Annotated in this window: 19 protein-coding genes and 1 pseudogene; 7 read left to right on the top strand and 13 right to left on the bottom strand. The window is 64.8% G+C overall.

Annotated features, from left to right (window positions below; genetic code table 11):
• Window positions 1–124: 124 nt before the first annotated feature.
• The gene (locus AB0876_RS34010; protein ID WP_463790208.1) at window positions 125–475 is read right to left on the bottom strand and encodes a DUF3349 domain-containing protein; all 351 of its coding nucleotides are present in this window, start codon (window positions 473–475) and stop codon (window positions 125–127) included.
• Between the two features lie 144 nt (window positions 476–619).
• On the opposite strand from AB0876_RS34010, the gene AB0876_RS34005 reads away from it, so the two are divergent.
• Entirely contained in the window at window positions 620–2,071 is a 1,452-nt protein-coding gene (locus AB0876_RS34005) for an LLM class flavin-dependent oxidoreductase (protein ID WP_526044217.1), read from the top strand.
• A gap of 20 nt (window positions 2,072–2,091) precedes the next feature.
• On the opposite strand, the gene AB0876_RS34000 is transcribed toward AB0876_RS34005, so the two are convergent.
• Window positions 2,092–3,468, bottom strand: a complete 1,377-nt coding sequence (locus tag AB0876_RS34000) for an alpha/beta hydrolase (protein WP_491838552.1) — start codon at window positions 3,466–3,468, stop codon at window positions 2,092–2,094.
• A gap of 135 nt (window positions 3,469–3,603) precedes the next feature.
• On the bottom strand, window positions 3,604–4,068 hold the full coding sequence (locus AB0876_RS33995; RefSeq protein ID WP_526044216.1) for a DUF2510 domain-containing protein: 465 nt from the start codon (window positions 4,066–4,068) through the stop codon (window positions 3,604–3,606).
• Between the two features lie 246 nt (window positions 4,069–4,314).
• Between AB0876_RS33995 and AB0876_RS33990 the strand changes: the two genes are divergently transcribed.
• A complete protein-coding gene (locus AB0876_RS33990) occupies window positions 4,315–4,857 on the top strand; it encodes a hypothetical protein (protein ID WP_526044215.1) in 543 nt (180 codons plus the stop codon).
• Here AB0876_RS33990 and AB0876_RS33985 read toward each other — a convergent pair.
• The 7 genes and pseudogenes from AB0876_RS33985 to AB0876_RS33955 form a co-directional block, all read right to left on the bottom strand.
• A pseudogene (locus AB0876_RS33985) lies at window positions 4,858–4,950 on the bottom strand (hypothetical protein); the annotation flags it as partial.
• A 503-nt stretch (window positions 4,951–5,453) separates the two neighbouring features.
• Window positions 5,454–5,882, bottom strand: coding sequence for a DUF732 domain-containing protein (locus AB0876_RS33980; protein WP_526044214.1), 429 nt, complete (start codon window positions 5,880–5,882; stop codon window positions 5,454–5,456).
• Window positions 5,879–6,280: a hypothetical protein gene (locus tag AB0876_RS33975; protein WP_526044213.1), complete on the bottom strand. Its 402-nt coding sequence runs from the start codon at window positions 6,278–6,280 to the stop codon at window positions 5,879–5,881. Before AB0876_RS33975 ends, AB0876_RS33980 begins: the two co-directional genes overlap by 4 nt.
• A gap of 536 nt (window positions 6,281–6,816) precedes the next feature.
• The gene (locus AB0876_RS33970; RefSeq protein WP_526044212.1) at window positions 6,817–6,996 is read right to left on the bottom strand and encodes a hypothetical protein; all 180 of its coding nucleotides are present in this window, start codon (window positions 6,994–6,996) and stop codon (window positions 6,817–6,819) included.
• Window positions 6,997–7,117: 121 nt separating this feature from the next.
• Window positions 7,118–8,080, bottom strand: a complete 963-nt coding sequence (gene nrdF, locus AB0876_RS33965; RefSeq protein ID WP_055119916.1) for a class 1b ribonucleoside-diphosphate reductase subunit beta — start codon at window positions 8,078–8,080, stop codon at window positions 7,118–7,120.
• Window positions 8,081–8,155: 75 nt separating this feature from the next.
• Window positions 8,156–9,694 carry a flavin-containing monooxygenase gene (locus tag AB0876_RS33960; RefSeq protein ID WP_526044211.1) on the bottom strand — a complete coding sequence of 513 codons (1,539 nt, stop codon included), beginning with the start codon at window positions 9,692–9,694 and terminating at the stop codon, window positions 8,156–8,158.
• Between the two features lie 80 nt (window positions 9,695–9,774).
• The gene (locus tag AB0876_RS33955; RefSeq protein ID WP_039318236.1) at window positions 9,775–10,515 is read right to left on the bottom strand and encodes a TetR/AcrR family transcriptional regulator; all 741 of its coding nucleotides are present in this window, start codon (window positions 10,513–10,515) and stop codon (window positions 9,775–9,777) included.
• A gap of 151 nt (window positions 10,516–10,666) precedes the next feature.
• Between AB0876_RS33955 and AB0876_RS33950 the strand changes: the two genes are divergently transcribed.
• Window positions 10,667–11,845 (top strand): geranylgeranyl reductase family protein, encoded by a 1,179-nt coding sequence (locus AB0876_RS33950; protein ID WP_526044210.1) that lies wholly within the window; start codon window positions 10,667–10,669, stop codon window positions 11,843–11,845.
• Between the two features lie 62 nt (window positions 11,846–11,907).
• Complete coding sequence (locus tag AB0876_RS33945; protein WP_491838533.1) at window positions 11,908–12,585, top strand: nitroreductase family protein; 678 nt, start codon at window positions 11,908–11,910, stop codon at window positions 12,583–12,585.
• Here AB0876_RS33945 and AB0876_RS33940 read toward each other — a convergent pair.
• Window positions 12,582–12,935: a cupin domain-containing protein gene (locus AB0876_RS33940; protein WP_526044209.1), complete on the bottom strand. Its 354-nt coding sequence runs from the start codon at window positions 12,933–12,935 to the stop codon at window positions 12,582–12,584. The two genes, AB0876_RS33945 and AB0876_RS33940, sit on opposite strands and share 4 nt — an antisense overlap.
• Before the next feature lie 42 nt (window positions 12,936–12,977).
• The gene (locus AB0876_RS33935; RefSeq protein WP_491838531.1) at window positions 12,978–13,691 is read right to left on the bottom strand and encodes a LysR family substrate-binding domain-containing protein; all 714 of its coding nucleotides are present in this window, start codon (window positions 13,689–13,691) and stop codon (window positions 12,978–12,980) included.
• 28 nt (window positions 13,692–13,719) lie between these two features.
• Here AB0876_RS33935 and AB0876_RS33930 point away from each other — a divergent pair, with 28 nt between their 5' ends.
• From AB0876_RS33930 to AB0876_RS33920, 3 genes are all read left to right on the top strand, one after another.
• Window positions 13,720–14,106, top strand: a complete 387-nt coding sequence (locus AB0876_RS33930) for a DUF5997 family protein (protein WP_526044208.1) — start codon at window positions 13,720–13,722, stop codon at window positions 14,104–14,106.
• A 132-nt stretch (window positions 14,107–14,238) separates the two neighbouring features.
• A complete protein-coding gene (locus tag AB0876_RS33925) occupies window positions 14,239–14,742 on the top strand; it encodes an ABC transporter permease (RefSeq protein ID WP_526044207.1) in 504 nt (167 codons plus the stop codon).
• Window positions 14,743–15,253: 511 nt separating this feature from the next.
• Entirely contained in the window at window positions 15,254–15,514 is a 261-nt protein-coding gene (locus AB0876_RS33920) for a hypothetical protein (protein ID WP_526044206.1), read from the top strand.
• A 13-nt stretch (window positions 15,515–15,527) separates the two neighbouring features.
• Here AB0876_RS33920 and AB0876_RS33915 read toward each other — a convergent pair whose 3' ends face one another.
• Window positions 15,528–16,094: a metallophosphoesterase family protein gene (locus AB0876_RS33915; RefSeq protein ID WP_526044205.1), complete on the bottom strand. Its 567-nt coding sequence runs from the start codon at window positions 16,092–16,094 to the stop codon at window positions 15,528–15,530.
• Window positions 16,095–16,323: the final 229 nt, after the last annotated feature.

Here is a 16,323-nt window from a genome sequence, read left to right as displayed (position 1 = left end):
GGCCACCTAGAGCACCACCAGACACGACAAATCCCCTGCCACATCCAACGACATGCCAGGGGAATCATCAGCCGCACAGAAAATGCAACAGCCACCTGGTGACTGCGATCCGCGGCGTTGTGCGTTATCCGGCTTCTGAGTCGTGATCGGCGCCGGACTGCAGCTCGACACCGGCCAGCGGCCAGCCCGCGGCGGCCAGTTTTGCCGCCACCCGCGCGATGTTCTCCGGGCCGGCGTCGTGGTCGGTGACTTCGGCGATGAATTCCGCGATGTCGTCGCGGTCGATGGGATGGTCGATGTCGGCAGGCGCCGAGGCCTCAGCGAGGTTGCGCACCACCTCTGCCACCTGCTCTTCGGTGAGCGGGGTGGCCCGCAGCAGCGCGAGCAACGGCACCCGGTCGGTGCCCGGGACCCCTTCGGGGTAGCCGGCACGCAGCCAGTTCAGAACCGAGATCAGCAGCGACTTGGTTGACACCCGGTAAGTTTCGCGGCTGCCCGGCCAACCCACCACTGGACGCGCCGACAGTTGGCAGGGCATTCATTCGTGATTCACCACCAAAAACAATCCCGCTGAGCGCAACCGGTGACTGACTCCCGGCGCCCGGGCATCCTCGGCACAGTGACTCGTGTGATCCGTTTCAACGCCTTCGACATGAACTGCGTCGCCCATCAGTCCCCGGGACTGTGGCGCCATCCGGAGGATCAGTCCTGGCGCTACAAGGACATCACCTACTGGACCGAATTGGCGAAGTTGTTGGAGCGCGGGCGTTTTGACGGCCTGTTCATCGCCGACGTGCTAGGTACGTACGACGTGTACGGGGCCAGTGATGAAGCGGCGATCCGCCAGGCCGCGCAGATCCCGGTGGGCGACCCGATGCTGCTGGTGTCGGCGATGGCACTCGTGACCGAGAACCTGGGCTTCGGCATCACCACCGGAACTGGATTCGAACATCCGTATCCCTTTGCCCGACGGATGTCGACCCTGGATCACCTGACCAACGGTCGGGTCGGGTGGAATGTCGTCACCGGATATCTTCCTGCTGCGGCGCGCAATATGGGCCAGACCGATCAACCGGCGCACGATGCGCGCTACGACCACGCCGACGAGTACCTCGAAGTCCTCTACAAGCTGTGGGAGGGCTCCTGGGAGGACGGCGCGGTGGTGCGCGACGCTGAACGCGGCGTCTTCACCGACCCGGCCAAGGTGCATCACATCGGCCACTCCGGAACACATTTCAGCGTTCCGGGGGTCCATCTGGCCGAACCGTCGCTGCAGCGAACCCCGGTCATCTACCAGGCCGGCTCCTCGCCGCGCGGCGTCCGCTTCGCCGCCGAGAACGCCGAAGCCATCTTCACCGCTGCCCCCACCAAAGCGCTTCTGCGGGAGACGGTATCCACGATCCGGGCCGAGCTCGAGTTGGCCGGCCGAGACCCGTACTCGGCCAAGATCTTCAACCTCACCACCATCATCACCGGCGAGACCGACGAGGAAGCCCACGCCAGGCATGCCGAGTATCTGGCCTACGGCGATCCCGAGGGCGCACTGGTGTTCATGTCCGGGTGGATGGGCGTGGACCTGGCCCGCTACGGCCTCGACGAGCCGATCGGCAATGTCGATTCCAACGCAATCCTGTCCGCGGTCAAGGCATTTCAGTCTGCATCGGACAAGGGTGGCGAGTGGAACGTCCGCGATATCGCCGAATGGGGTGAGATCGGCGGCATGGGACCGCGCATCGTCGGGTCGGGCGTGCATGTCGCCGACACCCTGCAGGAGTGGGTCGAGGAGACCGACGTCGACGGCTTCAACCTGGCGTATGCGATCACACCGGGGTCGTTCGCCGAATTCATCGACCATGTCGTACCCGAACTCACCGCGCGCGGCGCCTACCAGACGGAATATGCCCCGGGCACCCTGCGCAACAAGCTACTGGGCAACGGCGACCGTCTGGCCGAGGAACACCGCGGTGCCAGTTACCGTGTGGGCGGGCGGAATTCGACGATCACCGAGCGTCCGTCGACCCTGCCGTCCTCGTCGGCGTCGACGGCTGCCCAGCCCGCCCGGGGCCGGTAGATCTGCTCACCCGGAGATTCTCAACGCGGGGCGGCCTGGACGTTCGTGGGTTGCGGCCCGAGCGTCGACGCCGGCAGCTGAGTCTCTTCCACGCCCGGGGTGTTCAGCTGACCGGCCAGCCACGGCAGTGAGGCGCCGAGAGCGTTGGCCGCGAACGCCCAGTCATGGCGACCCGGCGCGGTCTGCACCGAGCACGTGATCGCTTGGGCGCGGGCCGCATTGCACAGTGTGCTCGCGGCGACGTCCTGGGCCTCGGGATTGGCTGTGGGATCGCGAGTGGTCCCACGCTGCGAGATCGGCACCTCGAACCACGCCGTCACATCGGAGTACGGACCGTGTTTCTGCATGATGGTGACCGGATCGTAAGCCGCCCAGGCGTCGGCATCTCCGCCGAACAGCCTGCTGATGGTCTGCGCCTTGTCCCCCGCGTTCGGACGTAGGTCACCGGCGATGTCGATGAACGACCGGAACATGTCGGGGTGCATCAGGGTGAGATCCACCGCGCAGGTGCCACCCATCGACCAGCCTGCGATCCCCCACCCGTCACGATCGGCACGCACGCCGAAGTTCGAGATCAGGTACGGGACCACGTCCTTGGTCAGGTGATCGGCGGCGTTGCCCCGGGTTCCGTTGACGCATTCGGTGTCGTTGGCGAATGAGCCGGTGGCGTCGACGAACACGAACACCGGAGCGTTGCCGCCGTGGGCTGCCGCGAATCCGTCGAGGATGCCCAGCACGTTGCCTGCGCGCAACCAATCGGCCGGGGTGTTCAGTTGCGAGCCGATCATCATGATTGTCGGAAGCTGCGGCGGCGGGGTGCTGGCGAACCACGCCGGTGGGAGGTAGACGAGTTCGGTGCGGTGGCTGAACCCCGAAGTCTGCGAGTCGATGGTCACCGGCACCAGAACACCGCTGGGTGGCCGGAAGTGCGCCAGTTGCATCTTCGTCACGGTCAGGCGGTCGGTCTGTCCCGGCAGTGGGCTCGAGGTGAGCTGCTTCCACATGCCGTCCACCGTCGGGAAGTATCCGACCCAGATATTGAGGGTGAGTGCGCAGGCCAGCCCGCAGGCCCCGATCGCCACCACCGATGCGGTACGGCGCCACCATCGCGCACTCATCCAACCCACCACCGCGACACCGAATGCCAGGGCGGTCAATGCGATCCAGACCCAAAGTTCAGGTGGTCCGGCGTTGCCTGCCACTCCGATCGAGTCGATGTACCAATACGTCAGACCCGCCAGCACTGCCGCCGCGAGCACCAGTGCGGGCAACAACCGGGTGCGCCATCGCGGCGTGCGCCAGCCCACGGCGGCTCCCAGCAGCAGCGCAGCGATCAGCTGAACGACAACCGGGAACCAGCCGTGGATCAGCGAGATCTGCGCAATGAGCTGGTGCATCAGCTCTCTTGATATCAGCGCCAGCTGTCAGCTCACTGGAGGGATGCTGAGTGGGCGTCAGGTGGGACCACCGCCACCTGCCGAAACAGCCCGGCGGACGCCACGGCCTCGCGCAGCCGCCCATCTAACGTCCGACTAGGAACTCCATACAGCCACTCCGAGCACCATTCCGGCGATCATGCAGCCGGCGGACGCGGCGATGGCGATCGGCGCAAAGCGTTCCTTCTTCGTCAGGCCGACGGCTCCGAGGATAAGGCCGGCAGGCCCGAACAAGATCGGGCAGAAGAGCACTGAAACACCCGCGCACACAAAGGCAATGATCGAGAAGAGGTTGGACGGTGATGCCACATTCCCATATTGGTCCGGTGGCGGTGGCGGATAGTGTTGCGAATATTGTGGCTGCCCGACAGGTTGCGCATACTGCGGCTGCTCCTGCGGCAGAGGCGGATACGACATCTGGGCGGGTGGCGGCGCATACGGCGGAACGTTGGTGGTCTTCCTTCGGCACTCGGACGTCCAGTTCTGGCCGTCCCAACGACGTTGTGAGCCAGGCGAACCATCCGGATCGTCGTACCACCCAGGTGGCATTGCCGCAGTCATCTCAGCACCATATCCGGTTGCAGCCCCACGTTATCGAAGGTTTCGCGGGTTATCTCAGCGACTTGGATCTCGCGCCAGCAAGCTGCAGTGCGCGGTCTGGATTGGCGAGGACCACGCAGTCGACGTCCTGACCCGGCCGCAGGATGGGTGGGTCAATTGGAGCAGGCGACTGGGTTCACACATCCTGCCGGGAGTGATACGTCGGACGGAACTGCATGCCAGGACGCGACGACTTAAGGTGACCTGATGAGCATGAGAATGCTGGTGGCCCTGGTAAGCGCTGCAATCGGCGCCGGCCTCAGCGTCCCTGGGGTGGCCGCAGCAGATCCACCGCCGCCTCCTCCCCCGCCGCCACTCAATCTCAACGCGCTGACGCCGGTGAAGCCGTCAGACTTCGCGATGCACAACGGCGAGTACTACGCCTTCGCGGTACCCGGCGACATCGCGTGCGCGATCGGCCGCGGATCAGGCAAATACGGCTGCAGCGGCCCCCTGCCCGCAGCACCGGACGGGGCCAACGCGGTGACCGGCGCACAACAGGGACCACCGACGTTCATGAACGACAACCGGCCGCTGTTCGTGTTCGACGGGTTGCCCAACCGGTTGCTGCCCGGATCGCGCATCAGCTTCCGCAACGTGACCTGCGGGACCGACGGCACGGTGACGGTGTGCAGCAACTCCTTTGACGGGGCCGGGTTCGTTCTTAGCCCCGGCGGCAGCTATGTCCTCGACGTGAACAACCCACTGCTGCTCAACACCGGCGAGGGCCGCAACCCGTACGCCAACTAGCTAGAAGTCCCAGTCCTCGTCTTCAGTGTTGACTGCCTTGCCGATCACATACGAGGAACCGGAGCCCGAGAAGAAGTCGTGGTTCTGCGCAGCCACCTGGTCGGGGGATCGAATATAGCGATTACCTGCAGAAACTCTTGCCTGCCGATACGTCGTGGGCCGGATCTTCACCGACGTTCATCAAGTAGAACAAGCCAGCGTTGTCACACGTCTGCCTGCCTCCCTGCCACTTGCGAGTGACCGCTCACCGGCCGGAGTGTGAGCCTCACGGGCCAAAAGGGTTGGCGCTCTTGGCCTCATGGACCGACCTGCGCCCATAGTGCACGGCAGCCCAAAGCGAACCTCCGGCCAAGACCACGGTGGGAATGGTGCGTTGCAGCATGGCGACGTCCACGAGGCCGATGCTAAAGCGGCGGTCCGACACAGCCTGTGATCCACGCCGCGATTCTTACTCACTTGTAGAGGCCCACTGACCGGCCTCGGTGAGGAGGCAGACGTGTCCCTGCTGGTGTGGTTCGTGGCCGGTGCTCTGGTTGGGGTCGCTGTCATATGTTGTGCCGCCGTAGGGGTGCTGGAGGCTCTCAGTCCCGCGCACGCTACAGGTTCGGGCAGAGGTACATCTCGGCGTCGATCACCATGTACCCGGCATCAGACGGGTCGAGGCCAATCTTCTTGAAGGCGGCTGCGAAAGCTTCCTTCACGGCGTCCTCTGAATGACCGCGTCGGCGATTTTCGCAGACCTGATGGCCGATCTTGAGAAGGTGCGCATCGCTGAGTTTTCGAACTGAAGGCAACACCAGCTTGGTGTCGTATATAAATCCAGCTTCACCTGACGGCCCGTAGGTGTCGCCATTGCCGTTCTTGCCCGCGTCAAAGGGGCCACCGCCCATGCACGCCTGGGTGCCCGCATCGGTGTTCCAGTCGCAGCCCGGCGGCAGGGCGGCTGCTGACGGGGCCAGCACTACGAGGGAAGTCGCGAGAGCGCCACCAACGGCGAGCAGGGTGCAGCGAAGGCTGACTGTCATGGGTAGTAACTCCGATACGACTGGTAGATGCCGTTGTATTGGGGGCAGTAGTTGGCGATGGCGTAGCCGATGCCCTTTTGCAGTTGGCCGTAATTGAGGTTGGTCTGCGTCATCCACACCGACACCATGGCCCAGATCGTGTGCCGCTGCGGGTCTGCGGCCAGCTCATTGCAGACAGCACCTGAGTAGGCGTCGCCGAACTGCTGGATGCTGGTGAACTTGCCATTGGTGCCCGTGCTCTCATTGATCGGCGCGGGACAATGACCCGTCGAAGCGCCAATGCCGTTGATCTCGGCGTTGGATCTGGGATCGCCCGCGTAGTCGATCTGGTTGGTGCAGCGTTCGTCCGCTGAAGCTGGAGCGGAGAACACCAGCGAGCAGGCGAGCAATGCGAGCATTGCAACCAACCCGCGCCGAACAGTTTGTAGGAATGACATCCAACCCCCTCGGCAGCAGCTAATCCCCGCGCTAGGCAACCTACCTGCAGGCGAGCGGTTCTGTGAGCTTGTTGCGAATCTCAGCTAAGGGCGAACCGTCAAGGGCCATCGCGAGCACCATTAAGGCCCCGTGCGGGTGCCTCTAGACCCCTCGTATTGCGGGGCGCGCGCTGGTGAACGGCTGTTTTACCCGTGGGGCCTGAAATTCCTACAGGCGGGCAGGCGCTATGTAGGCCATGACCGGGACGGGGCGGGGCTACGGGGACCCTCTCCCATTGGGGACGGAGATGTGGTGTGGCGGTGGGCCTGGCGAAAACCCTTTATCGTCAACCAGACCCACCGTTTGCGGGCGCGCAGTGTTGCAGTGCGCAGCGACCACGTCTCAGGGCAGCAACACCGCACCACATAAGCCGGGCCGGCCAGACTGCACCGACTGCGGCCACGATGGCCGACCGGTCGATCACCAGGATGCCGCCGGTGCATGGCCGAGGAGACGGTTACCGGCACGCCCAGCAGACTGCGGGTAGCGCTTCGGTCGGCTGCAGGGTCTCAAACGAATACTTGCCGAGCGGCGCGACCTTGACCGTCTTCACGACGGCCTCGTCGAAGTCCTGCGCGCCGTCGGAGATCTCGGCACCTTCTGGGAAGTGTTGGGGTGCCCGATCACGGGACGCCACCGGTCTGCCGGTTCTCGTCGATCCATTTGTAGGACAGCCCAGCGGTACCGGACAGAGCGGCCCAGCTTCACGTACCGGGGGCCGTGGCCCTCAGCCGATAATACCGCCCTGATCAGTGGCTTTAGAAGTCCCAGTCCTCATCTTCGGTGTTGACGGCCTTGCCGATCACATACGAGGAGCCGGAGCCCGAGAAGAAGTCGTGGTTCTCGTCGGCGTTCGGTGACAGCGCGGACAGGATCGCCGGGTTCACGTCGGTCTCGTCCTTGGGGAACAGTGCCTCGTAGCCGAGGTTCATCAGCGCCTTGTTGGCGTTGTAGCGCAGGAACTTCTTGACGTCCTCGGTCAGCCCGACCTCGTCATAGAGATCCTGGGTGTATTCGACCTCGTTGTCGTAGAGCTCGAAGAGCAGCTCGTAGGTGTAATCCTTGAGCTCCGTACGCTTTTCCTCGTCCAGCAGAGCCAGCCCGCGCTGGTACTTGTAGCCGATGTAGTAGCCGTGCACGGCCTCGTCGCGGATGATCAGCCGGATCATGTCGGCGGTGTTGGTCAGCTTGGCCCGGCTCGACCAGTACATCGGCAGGTAGAAGCCCGAGTAGAACAGGAAGCTCTCCAGCAGCGTGGAAGCCACCTTGCGCTTCAGCGGTTCGTCACCCTTGTAGTACTGCATGACGATCTCGGCCTTGCGCTGCAGGTTCGGGTTTTCCTCCGACCAGCGGAACGCGTCGTCGATCTCGGCCGTCGAGCACAACGTGGAGAAGATGTTGGAGTAGCTGCGGGCGTGCACCGACTCCATGAAGGCGATGTTGGTGTAGACGGCTTCCTCGTGCGGTGTCAGCGCATCGGGGATCAAGCTGACGGCGCCGACGGTGCCCTGGATGGTGTCCAGCAGCGTCAGGCCGGTGAACACCCGCATGGTGAGCTGCTTCTCGTGCGCGGTGAGGGTGCCCCAGGACGGGATGTCGTTGGACACCGGCACCTTCTCCGGCAACCAGAAATTACCGGTGAGCCGATCCCAGACTTCGGCGTCCTTCTCATCCTGGAGACGGTTCCAGTTGATCGCTGAGACACGGTCGATCAGCTTCATGCCTTCGCTCACCAGAACCCCATTTCACCAGGTTGTTTTGTTTGCCGGACGGCACCCACGACACTACCCCTGGGGTCAGCTACCCGCGGTGACCGCAACACCTTGTGTCTTCGTGTCGCGCGCCTCGTGGATGAAATCGAACTCCGCCGGGTCCAGCTTGCGCGTTGCCAGCCAGTACTGCCAGGTCATGCCGCTCCACAGGGTCCGATTGACTCCGTGAGCGTCCATGTACCAGCTCCGGCAACCTCCGGTATTGAACACGGTGTCGGCCAGATCGCGCTGCAGCTCGGCATTGAACTCCGCCTGGGCGCGCGGGCTGGGCGACAGCGCGGCGGCCCCGGCGTGGTCGACGGCGGCGATCGCCTGGCCGACGTAGCGGATCTGCGACTCGATCATGAACACCACCGAGTTGTGGCCCAGTGCGGTGTTCGGCCCGAGCAGGAAGAACAGGTTCGGCATACCGGACACCGCGATGCCGCGGTGGGCTGACATCCCCTCGCGGTTCCAACGGTCCACCAGATCCTCACCGCCGGCGCCCTTGATGTCGACGTAGGTGTAGGAATCGGTGACGTGGAAGCCGGTGGCCCACACGACCACATCCGCCGGATGCTCGACGCCGTCGGCGGTGACGATGCCGGTCGGCGTCATCCGAGTGATCGCCTCGGTGATCACCTGGGCCTTGGGGTTGGCGATCCCTCGGTAGTACTTGTCGGAGTTGAGGATTCGCTTACACCCGGCGCGGTAGCTCGGGGTGAGCTTGCGGCGCAGTTCCGGGTCCTTGATGCTGCGGTTGATGTTGTAGCGGCCCATCGCCTCGCCGATCTTGAGCAGCCGTGGTTGCTGAGTCATGGCGAAGCCGACGCCCTCGTGGATCCAGTAGATGGCGGCACGCATGGCCGCACGGGTGCCGGGAACATAGCTGAACACGCGCCGAATCCATTGCGGGAACTTGTTGTTCACCCGCGGCATCACCCACGCCGGGGTGCGCTGGTAGAGGTGCAGCTCGGCGACGTCGTTGACGATCTCGGGCACGATCTGGATGGCGCTGGCGCCGGTGCCGATCACTGCGACCCGCTTGCCGGTGAGGTCGACGCTGTGGTCCCACTCCGCGGAATGGAAAGCCGCTCCGGCGAAATCCTCGCGCCCCTCGATGTCGGGGATCTGCGGGATGTGCAGGCCGCCGGCCCCGGACACCAGGAACTGGGAGACGAACTCCTGGCCGGTGTCGCTGAACACGTGCCAGCGCAGTTCCTCTTCGTCCCAGTGCGCGCGGTCCACATGGGTGTTGAACCGGGTGTAGCGGCGCAGCCCGTACTTGTTGGCCACGCCCAGCAGGTACTCCTGAATCTCGGGCTGGAAGGACCACATGTGGCTCCAGTCCGCCTTCGGCTCGAAGGAGAACGAGTACATGTGCGACGGGATGTCGCACGCACACCCGGGGTAGGTGTTGTCGCGCCATGTCCCACCGAACTCGTCGGCCTTCTCCAGGACGAGGAAGTCGACGCCTCGGCGTTGCAGTTCGATCGCCATCCCCATGCCCGAGAACCCGCTGCCGATGATCAGGGCGCGGGTGTGGATGGGTTGCTGACCCTGTGAGGGTTGGGCAGCCGTCATAGCTCAGGTCCTTTTCTGGGAACGGCGGTACCGGATATTTCCCAGTCTCCGGACGTGGGAGTCAGCTGTCAACGAGGCGATCAGCTGGCGTGCTGGCGACGCTGCACACCTTCATGCAGCGGCAGGTCCGGGTCGATCCAGATGCCGAGCAATTCGCAGGTGCCGTTGATGGAACCGACCATGATGGTGGTCAGGTGGTTGACGAACTCCTCGGCCGGCATCCGGCGCGGGCTGTCCTCATCGGTGCCCAGCCACCAGTCCGTGGCCGACGCGCACGCACCGAACGTGGCGAATGCCGCCAGTTCGATCGCGGCCCCGTCCAGCTCCATCTCGCGCAGTTCGTTGGAGAACATGTCGGCCATCGCCAGGGTGATGCCGCGGCCCTCGTTGAGTGCGCGCATGGTCGATTCGCTCTGTTCGGCGAACCGGCCCTGGATCAGGAACCGCAACACATTGGGGTGCTCGTCGACCAGCAACACGTACTGCTCGACGCTGCGCCGGATAACCTCGCGGGCCGGGTCGGCACCGAGGTTGATTGCCGGGAAGATCGCTGACCACAGCATGTCGCGCAGTCGCTCGCCGATGGCCTGGAACAGATCCGATTTGTCGGCGAAATGACGGTAGATCTTGGGCTTGGCAGTGCCGGCCTCTTCGGCGATCTCCCGCAGGCTGACCTCAGGTCCCAACCGGTCGATCGCCCGGAACGAGGCGTCGACGATCTCCGACCGCACCTTCTTACGGTGCTCACGCCAGCGCTCGCTACGGGCGTCAACCTTGACGCCCGGGCCATCGCTGGAATGTGATCTCGACGTTCGCCGCACGCGATCACTGTACCTGTCCTGATAGCGCTGACCTGCCCAGACCGCCCTACAACACGCGGTTTTGCCGTTTGACCCGGGCGTTCGCCCGTCACGCCACCGACAGCCGGCTTGGGTACTATCGCAGCCACAGTCAACCGATGAGACGAGGCTCATGACGCAGCGATACGACCTGGTCATAGCAGGTGGCGGCCCATCAGGGTCGGCCGCGGCGTGGCAGGCCGCTCAGACCGGCGCGAAGGTGCTGGTCCTCGACAAAGCGGAGTTCCCCCGCGACAAGCCGTGTGGCGATGGGCTCACTGCCCGGGCGGTGAGCTATCTGCAGAAGATGGGTCTGGCCGACGAGGTGGCCAAATTCCATCGGGTCAACAAGGTGACCGTATTCAGCCCCAGCGAGTGGGAACTGTCCTTCCCGCGCCGCCCTGGCATGCCCGACCACGGCCACACGGTGAGCCGCACCGAACTCGACACGCTGCTTCTCAAGCACGCCGAGTCGACGGGCGCCGAGGTCCGCCAGGGCGCCGAGGTTTCCGGGCCCGAATTCGACGCCAAGGGCCGCGTGGTCGGCGTGGTGCTCAAGAGCGGTGAGAAGGTCTACGGCGATGCAGTGATCGCGGCCGACGGTGCCTACTCCCCCATCAAGCGGGCCCTGAAGATCGACTCGGAGTACAACGGCTACTCGGCCATCGCGATCCGGTCGGAGATGCACGCCAACCGTCCCGACTCCGACGCGTTCGAGATCTACCTCAAGCTGTTGTTCCAAGGTGATCAGCTGCCCGGCTACGGCTGGGTCTTCCCGATGGGCGGCGGCCGGTTCAACATCGGCCTGGGTTATGTGAACAGCTACAAGAACTGGCAGTCGATCAACGCCACCCAGTTCCTCGGCGACTTCCTGCGGACCCTGCCCGCCGAATGGGAACTGCCGCCGATCGAGGAACTCAAGAAGAACAAGAGTGTGCGGGCCTGGCGATTGCCCATGGGCTTCACCGCGTGGCCGCCGTGGCGTCCGGGCGTGCTGTTCGTCGGGGACTCGCTGGGCGCCGGCAAGCCGGTGTCCGGTGCCGGTATCTCCAAGGCCCTCGAGTCCGGTCTGACCGCAGGCGAGTGCGCGATCGCCGCGCTCACCAACGGCGGGCCCGACGACTTCACGAACTATGAGCAGCGGATGCGCGCGAAGTGGGGGCGCGAGTACCGCCGTGGCCGCTTCTTCAACAAGCTAGCCGGGATGCCTGCGGTCGCCGGTGCGGGCCTGAAGGCGTTGGACAACCACACCTTCCGTGACCTGCTGCTCAAGTCGCTGTACAAGAAGGCGCAGAGCCCGCAGCACACCTAGCCGCACGTCCGCCGGCAGAGAAGGTCTCGACATTCGTCGGCCGGATCAAGTACACCAATTGGGTGCCTGATCCGACCGACAATGTCTGGGAAGCGCTGTCCACCGCCCGATCGATTCGACGATTCACCGACGAGCCTGTCGACGATGAGACGCTCAACCGCTGTCTGCGGGCCGCCACGTGGGCGCCCAACGGCGCCAACGCCCAGTTATGGCGTTTTATCATCCTCGATGCACCCGAACAGCGCGCCGCGGTGGCCGAAGCAGCCCAGATCGCTTTGCAGTCAATCGAATCGATCTACGGCATGTCCCGACCCACCGAGGACGATCAGAGCCGAGCGGCGCGAAACAACCGCGCCACCTACGAGTTGCACGATCGAGCCGGTGAATACACCTCGGTGTTGTTCGCGGCCTTTAAGAACGAGTTCTCGTCGGAGTTCTTACAGGGCGGCTCGATCTACCCCGCCATGCAGAACTTCTACCTCGCAGCACGTGCCCAGGGATTGGGCGCATGCATCACCAGCTGGGCCTCCTACGACGGCGACAAGGTCTTGCGCGAATCGATCGGCATCCCCGACGAGTGGTTCCTCGCCGGACACATCGTGGTGGGCTGGCCACGAGGCAAGCATGGGCCGGTTCGGCGTCGGCCCCTGTCCGATGTCGTCTTCCGCAATCAATGGGACCCCGAGCGCGCCGACATCACGTACGGCCGCGGCGCACGGCCACGCTCTACCGATCTCTAACCTTCTGGATAGAACAGGAACAGCACACAACCCTCGGCGGATTGCGGTACATGCCACGACCCGGCCGGGGCGTGCAGGAATGTGCCCGCGGCGTAGTCGTTGACGCCGTCGTTGAACACTCCGGAGACCACGTAGACCTCTTCGGGACCGGGGTCATGCAGATCTTCGCCCGCCCAGACCGCTCCCGGCGCGATGGTGGTGACGGCCGCCTTGGCGCCGTTGGCCCCCTTCCAGAGCGGTTGGACGGTGATTCCGGGAAAGACTTCGATCGGTTCGACCTCAGCCGTCGACTTCCAGACGTATCCGGGCGCGTTGGGACCGAACGACGCAACGTCACCGTTAGTTGTCATATGTGCACGAACCGTGTGCGCCGGCTCGCAATTCCCACCCCGTCAGCGTCGGCCGCGCTTGGCCGAGTCCGGCTTGCGGGCGACCTTGCCCGCAGCGGCGCGGGCGGCCTGCTTGGCGAGGGTCTTCTCCCGGGCGGTGCGTTTTGGCGCCGGCTGGGATTGCCCCCGCGACGAGCTGGGTTTGCGGCCCCGCACGATCCCGATGAACTCCTCAACCAGTTCCGGTTGCGGACCTTCCGGGAAACCCAGCGCCACAGGGCAACTGGGCGCGTCCGCGATCGGCCGGTACGTGAGGTCCTTGCGGTGGTACAGGCGCGCCAGGGACTGCGGAACGATGAGTGCTCCCATCCCGGCGGCGACGAGTTCTATCGCATCCTTGGTGGTCTCGGGTCGGTGATCAGCCGGAACACCCGGGGCTCCTTCCCACCCGAGGACGTCGTCGAGTGGCAACAACGTCGCCTCGCCGTCGAGGTCGGCAGCGGTGATCTCATCGGCGGCGGTCAGAAGGTGATCGGTCGGCACCACCGCCACCGTCGTCTCTTCGTAGAGGGGAATGAGGGCAAGCCCCGACGTGTCGCCCGGCAGCCGGAGCAACGCGACGTCGACGGTGCCGTCCCGCACCGCAGAGGCCGCGTCTGCCGCGGTGAGGGCACACAACTGCAGCGGAACCCCCGGGTGGCGCTCCGCCCAGATCCGCGCCCACTTCGCGGGCGTCCCGCCGGGGACATACCCGAGGGTCAGGGACTGCGAGGTCACCGCCTCAGGTTACCGATACGCTCATTGCATGAGCAGGCCGAACGCGCAGTCCATGAAACCCGCCACGGCGGCGAAGAAACTGGACGTGTATCTGCCGGCCACCCCTGCCGATTTCCAGGAGAACGCGATCACCCGCGCCGAGCTGGCCGCGCTGCAGGAGGACCCTCCGCAGTGGCTCAAGGACCTGCGCAAGAACGGGCCGCACCCGAAGAACCTCGTCGCGGCCAAGCTCGGTATTTCGATCGCCGGTCTCGCGCGTGGCGGTGTCGGAGATGCACTCACCACCGAGCAGATCGATCAACTACTCGAGGAGAAGCCGGAGTGGCTCGTCGCGGAACGCGAGAGCTACCAGAACGTGCTGGCCGAGCAGCGGCGCCTGAAGGCGCTGCATGCGGAGCAAGCCCGCGAGAAGTGACTCCCCCCGGCCTCCCCGACTGAAATACCCCGGAGCGTCGCGTGTCCAGCAGCTGAACCTCTAATGTCCGATCGCTGGATATGGTGGTTTCGGAGGCAGCAGCGAGGAGGGCCGGATGGCGGTGAGCAGGTTGTGAGCGTTCACGAGCACCCGTCGACGCCGCCCGGCCGGGCCTACCGCTGGTGGGGCGTCGGCGCGATCGCCTGTCTGGTTCTGGCGGGGATCGGGGTGCTCTGCGCCTTCCTCCCGATCTTCTTTGATGTCACCGGCCCCCGTGAACTCGGTTGGCTGCAGGGCCTGGGCCTGGCGTCGGTCTTCGGAATAATCCCCGCGGGCATCATCGGTGCCATCTTCTGCAGCCACAAGCGGTACCGCGCGTCGTTCACGAAAGCGCATGTCTCCGAAGGAGGGATCACGGAGATCGCCAAGGTGCGCAACTCTGACGACGACTCGTACTACTACCGGCTCACCGTGTCCGCCGAGGTGGAAGGTGGCCAGACCATCCGGAGGCACTGCACCTTGGGTGGTAAGACCCGTCGCCCGGAGATCGGGCAGACGTTGCGGTTCCGGCACACCACGCTCGATCCAGAAAACCTGGAGGACGCGCTCTTCGACAGCGTCCTCGAACACCGGTGAACTGCGGCGGTCACATCCCGAGTGCCGCCTCCTCGTCTCCGCCGTTCCACGAGCGGGCAACTCCACGCAGTCGACTCCGACGGGCGCCCCGTCCCGACCGGCGAGGCTGACGACCACTGCGCCAGTGGCACATCCAGCACGAGCACCATTTGTGGCCGGTGAAGGTCCACTCCCATCGGCAAGGGCCGGGACCGGTGGTCCAGCCGGCTTCCAGATCGGGAAGGGAGCAGAGCGCCGGATCACCACCGCAGAGGTGCACTGGGTGATGGGCTACTTCACCCCGAAGCAGGCGGACGGCGAAGGGAGCGTGAGCGTCGGTACGAGACATGCGGATCCTCGGAACTGGGGCAGCCCCACCGAGTCCGCAGATCCACTGCGGGGCAGGGCTACCGCGGTCTCCTGAGACCGCCGGCCGAGGTTGTGCGCATGAGCAGGAACGCTACTCCACAGGCATGAAATCGTCGGAAATTTCCGCGTGGAGCAGCAGTCGGAGTGGGGCAGACTTCTCGATATGCCAGATTCCGCGCGAGCCACGTATGCGGTCGTCAGCGACGACCCGGAGTACGCCGGCACGACCTACGTCTTGGACGAACTCGACGACGGCTCGGTCTTGATCTACCTCGAATACCCCGACGGCAGCGCCCTTGATGCCGGCTACCTCCACGACGAGGAGGTCGAGGGCCTCAGCGAGAGCGAGTTGCTCGCGCAAGTCGACCAGGCGCTCCAAGACGCCCAGCTGCCGCCGCGCGGCGAGATCGTGACACCCAGCTAACGCAGACTCGGCGTCAGCGCTGCATCTCCACGGCGATCTCCTCAGCCGATGCCGGCCGCCGATCCCACGCCTCCAGCGACACGCAGATCGACCGCTTTCCCGACCGTGGCTCATCGGAGTGGGTGTGTCCGTGGATCAACCACATCCCCAGGTTCGGCAACTGGTACTGATCGAAGTTCTTGCGCGACAACCTGTCCAGAACGTCGACGTACGGGAAGTGGCTGAGCATCACGCCCTCTCCACCCACCTTCGTCCGCGCCACCTGCTGCACGCTCGCGAACACCGCGGCGTAGGCGGCGAAATGCTTCTGTGCGCCCCGGTACATCGGATGCACCGGATCGTGATTGCCGGTCACGAGGTGCATCGGTACCCGCAGCGTGCTCAGCTGCGCCAGAGCCGATTCCATGGACGCCACACCGCCGGCACAAACGTCACCGAGCACCCACAGCGTGTCCTGTGTCGGATCGAGCCGGTACAGCGGCGCCATCACCGCGGCATCGTGCGCGGCCACGGTGTCGAACCCGCGCAAGCCCGCCAGCTTCGGATGCGCGAGGTGCAGATCGGCGGTGAAGAAGTCCACCCGCGGACGGTAGCGGGCAGGCCCGACACGTCGCGACCGAGTTTCCTGTCCCCTCCGCTACCGGTCGAACATGTCGCTGAGACGATCGAAGAAGCGATCCATGCGCTGCTCCAATCGAGTGCCTTTGCCCCACTTGAGGTGAGCCCCCTGTAGTGGTCCAGTCGTTGTGGGACTCTGTTGCCCGAGTGTTCGGGCAGGAAGAATCGACGACGACATGACATCGAACAAG

Origin of the sequence: Mycobacterium sp. NPDC049093, from assembly GCF_040704635.1 — a bacterium.
GTDB lineage: Bacteria > Actinomycetota > Actinomycetes > Mycobacteriales > Mycobacteriaceae > Mycobacterium.
The sequence above is the reverse complement of the archived record's forward strand: the minus strand, read 5'-3'. Positions and strand labels throughout refer to the sequence as shown.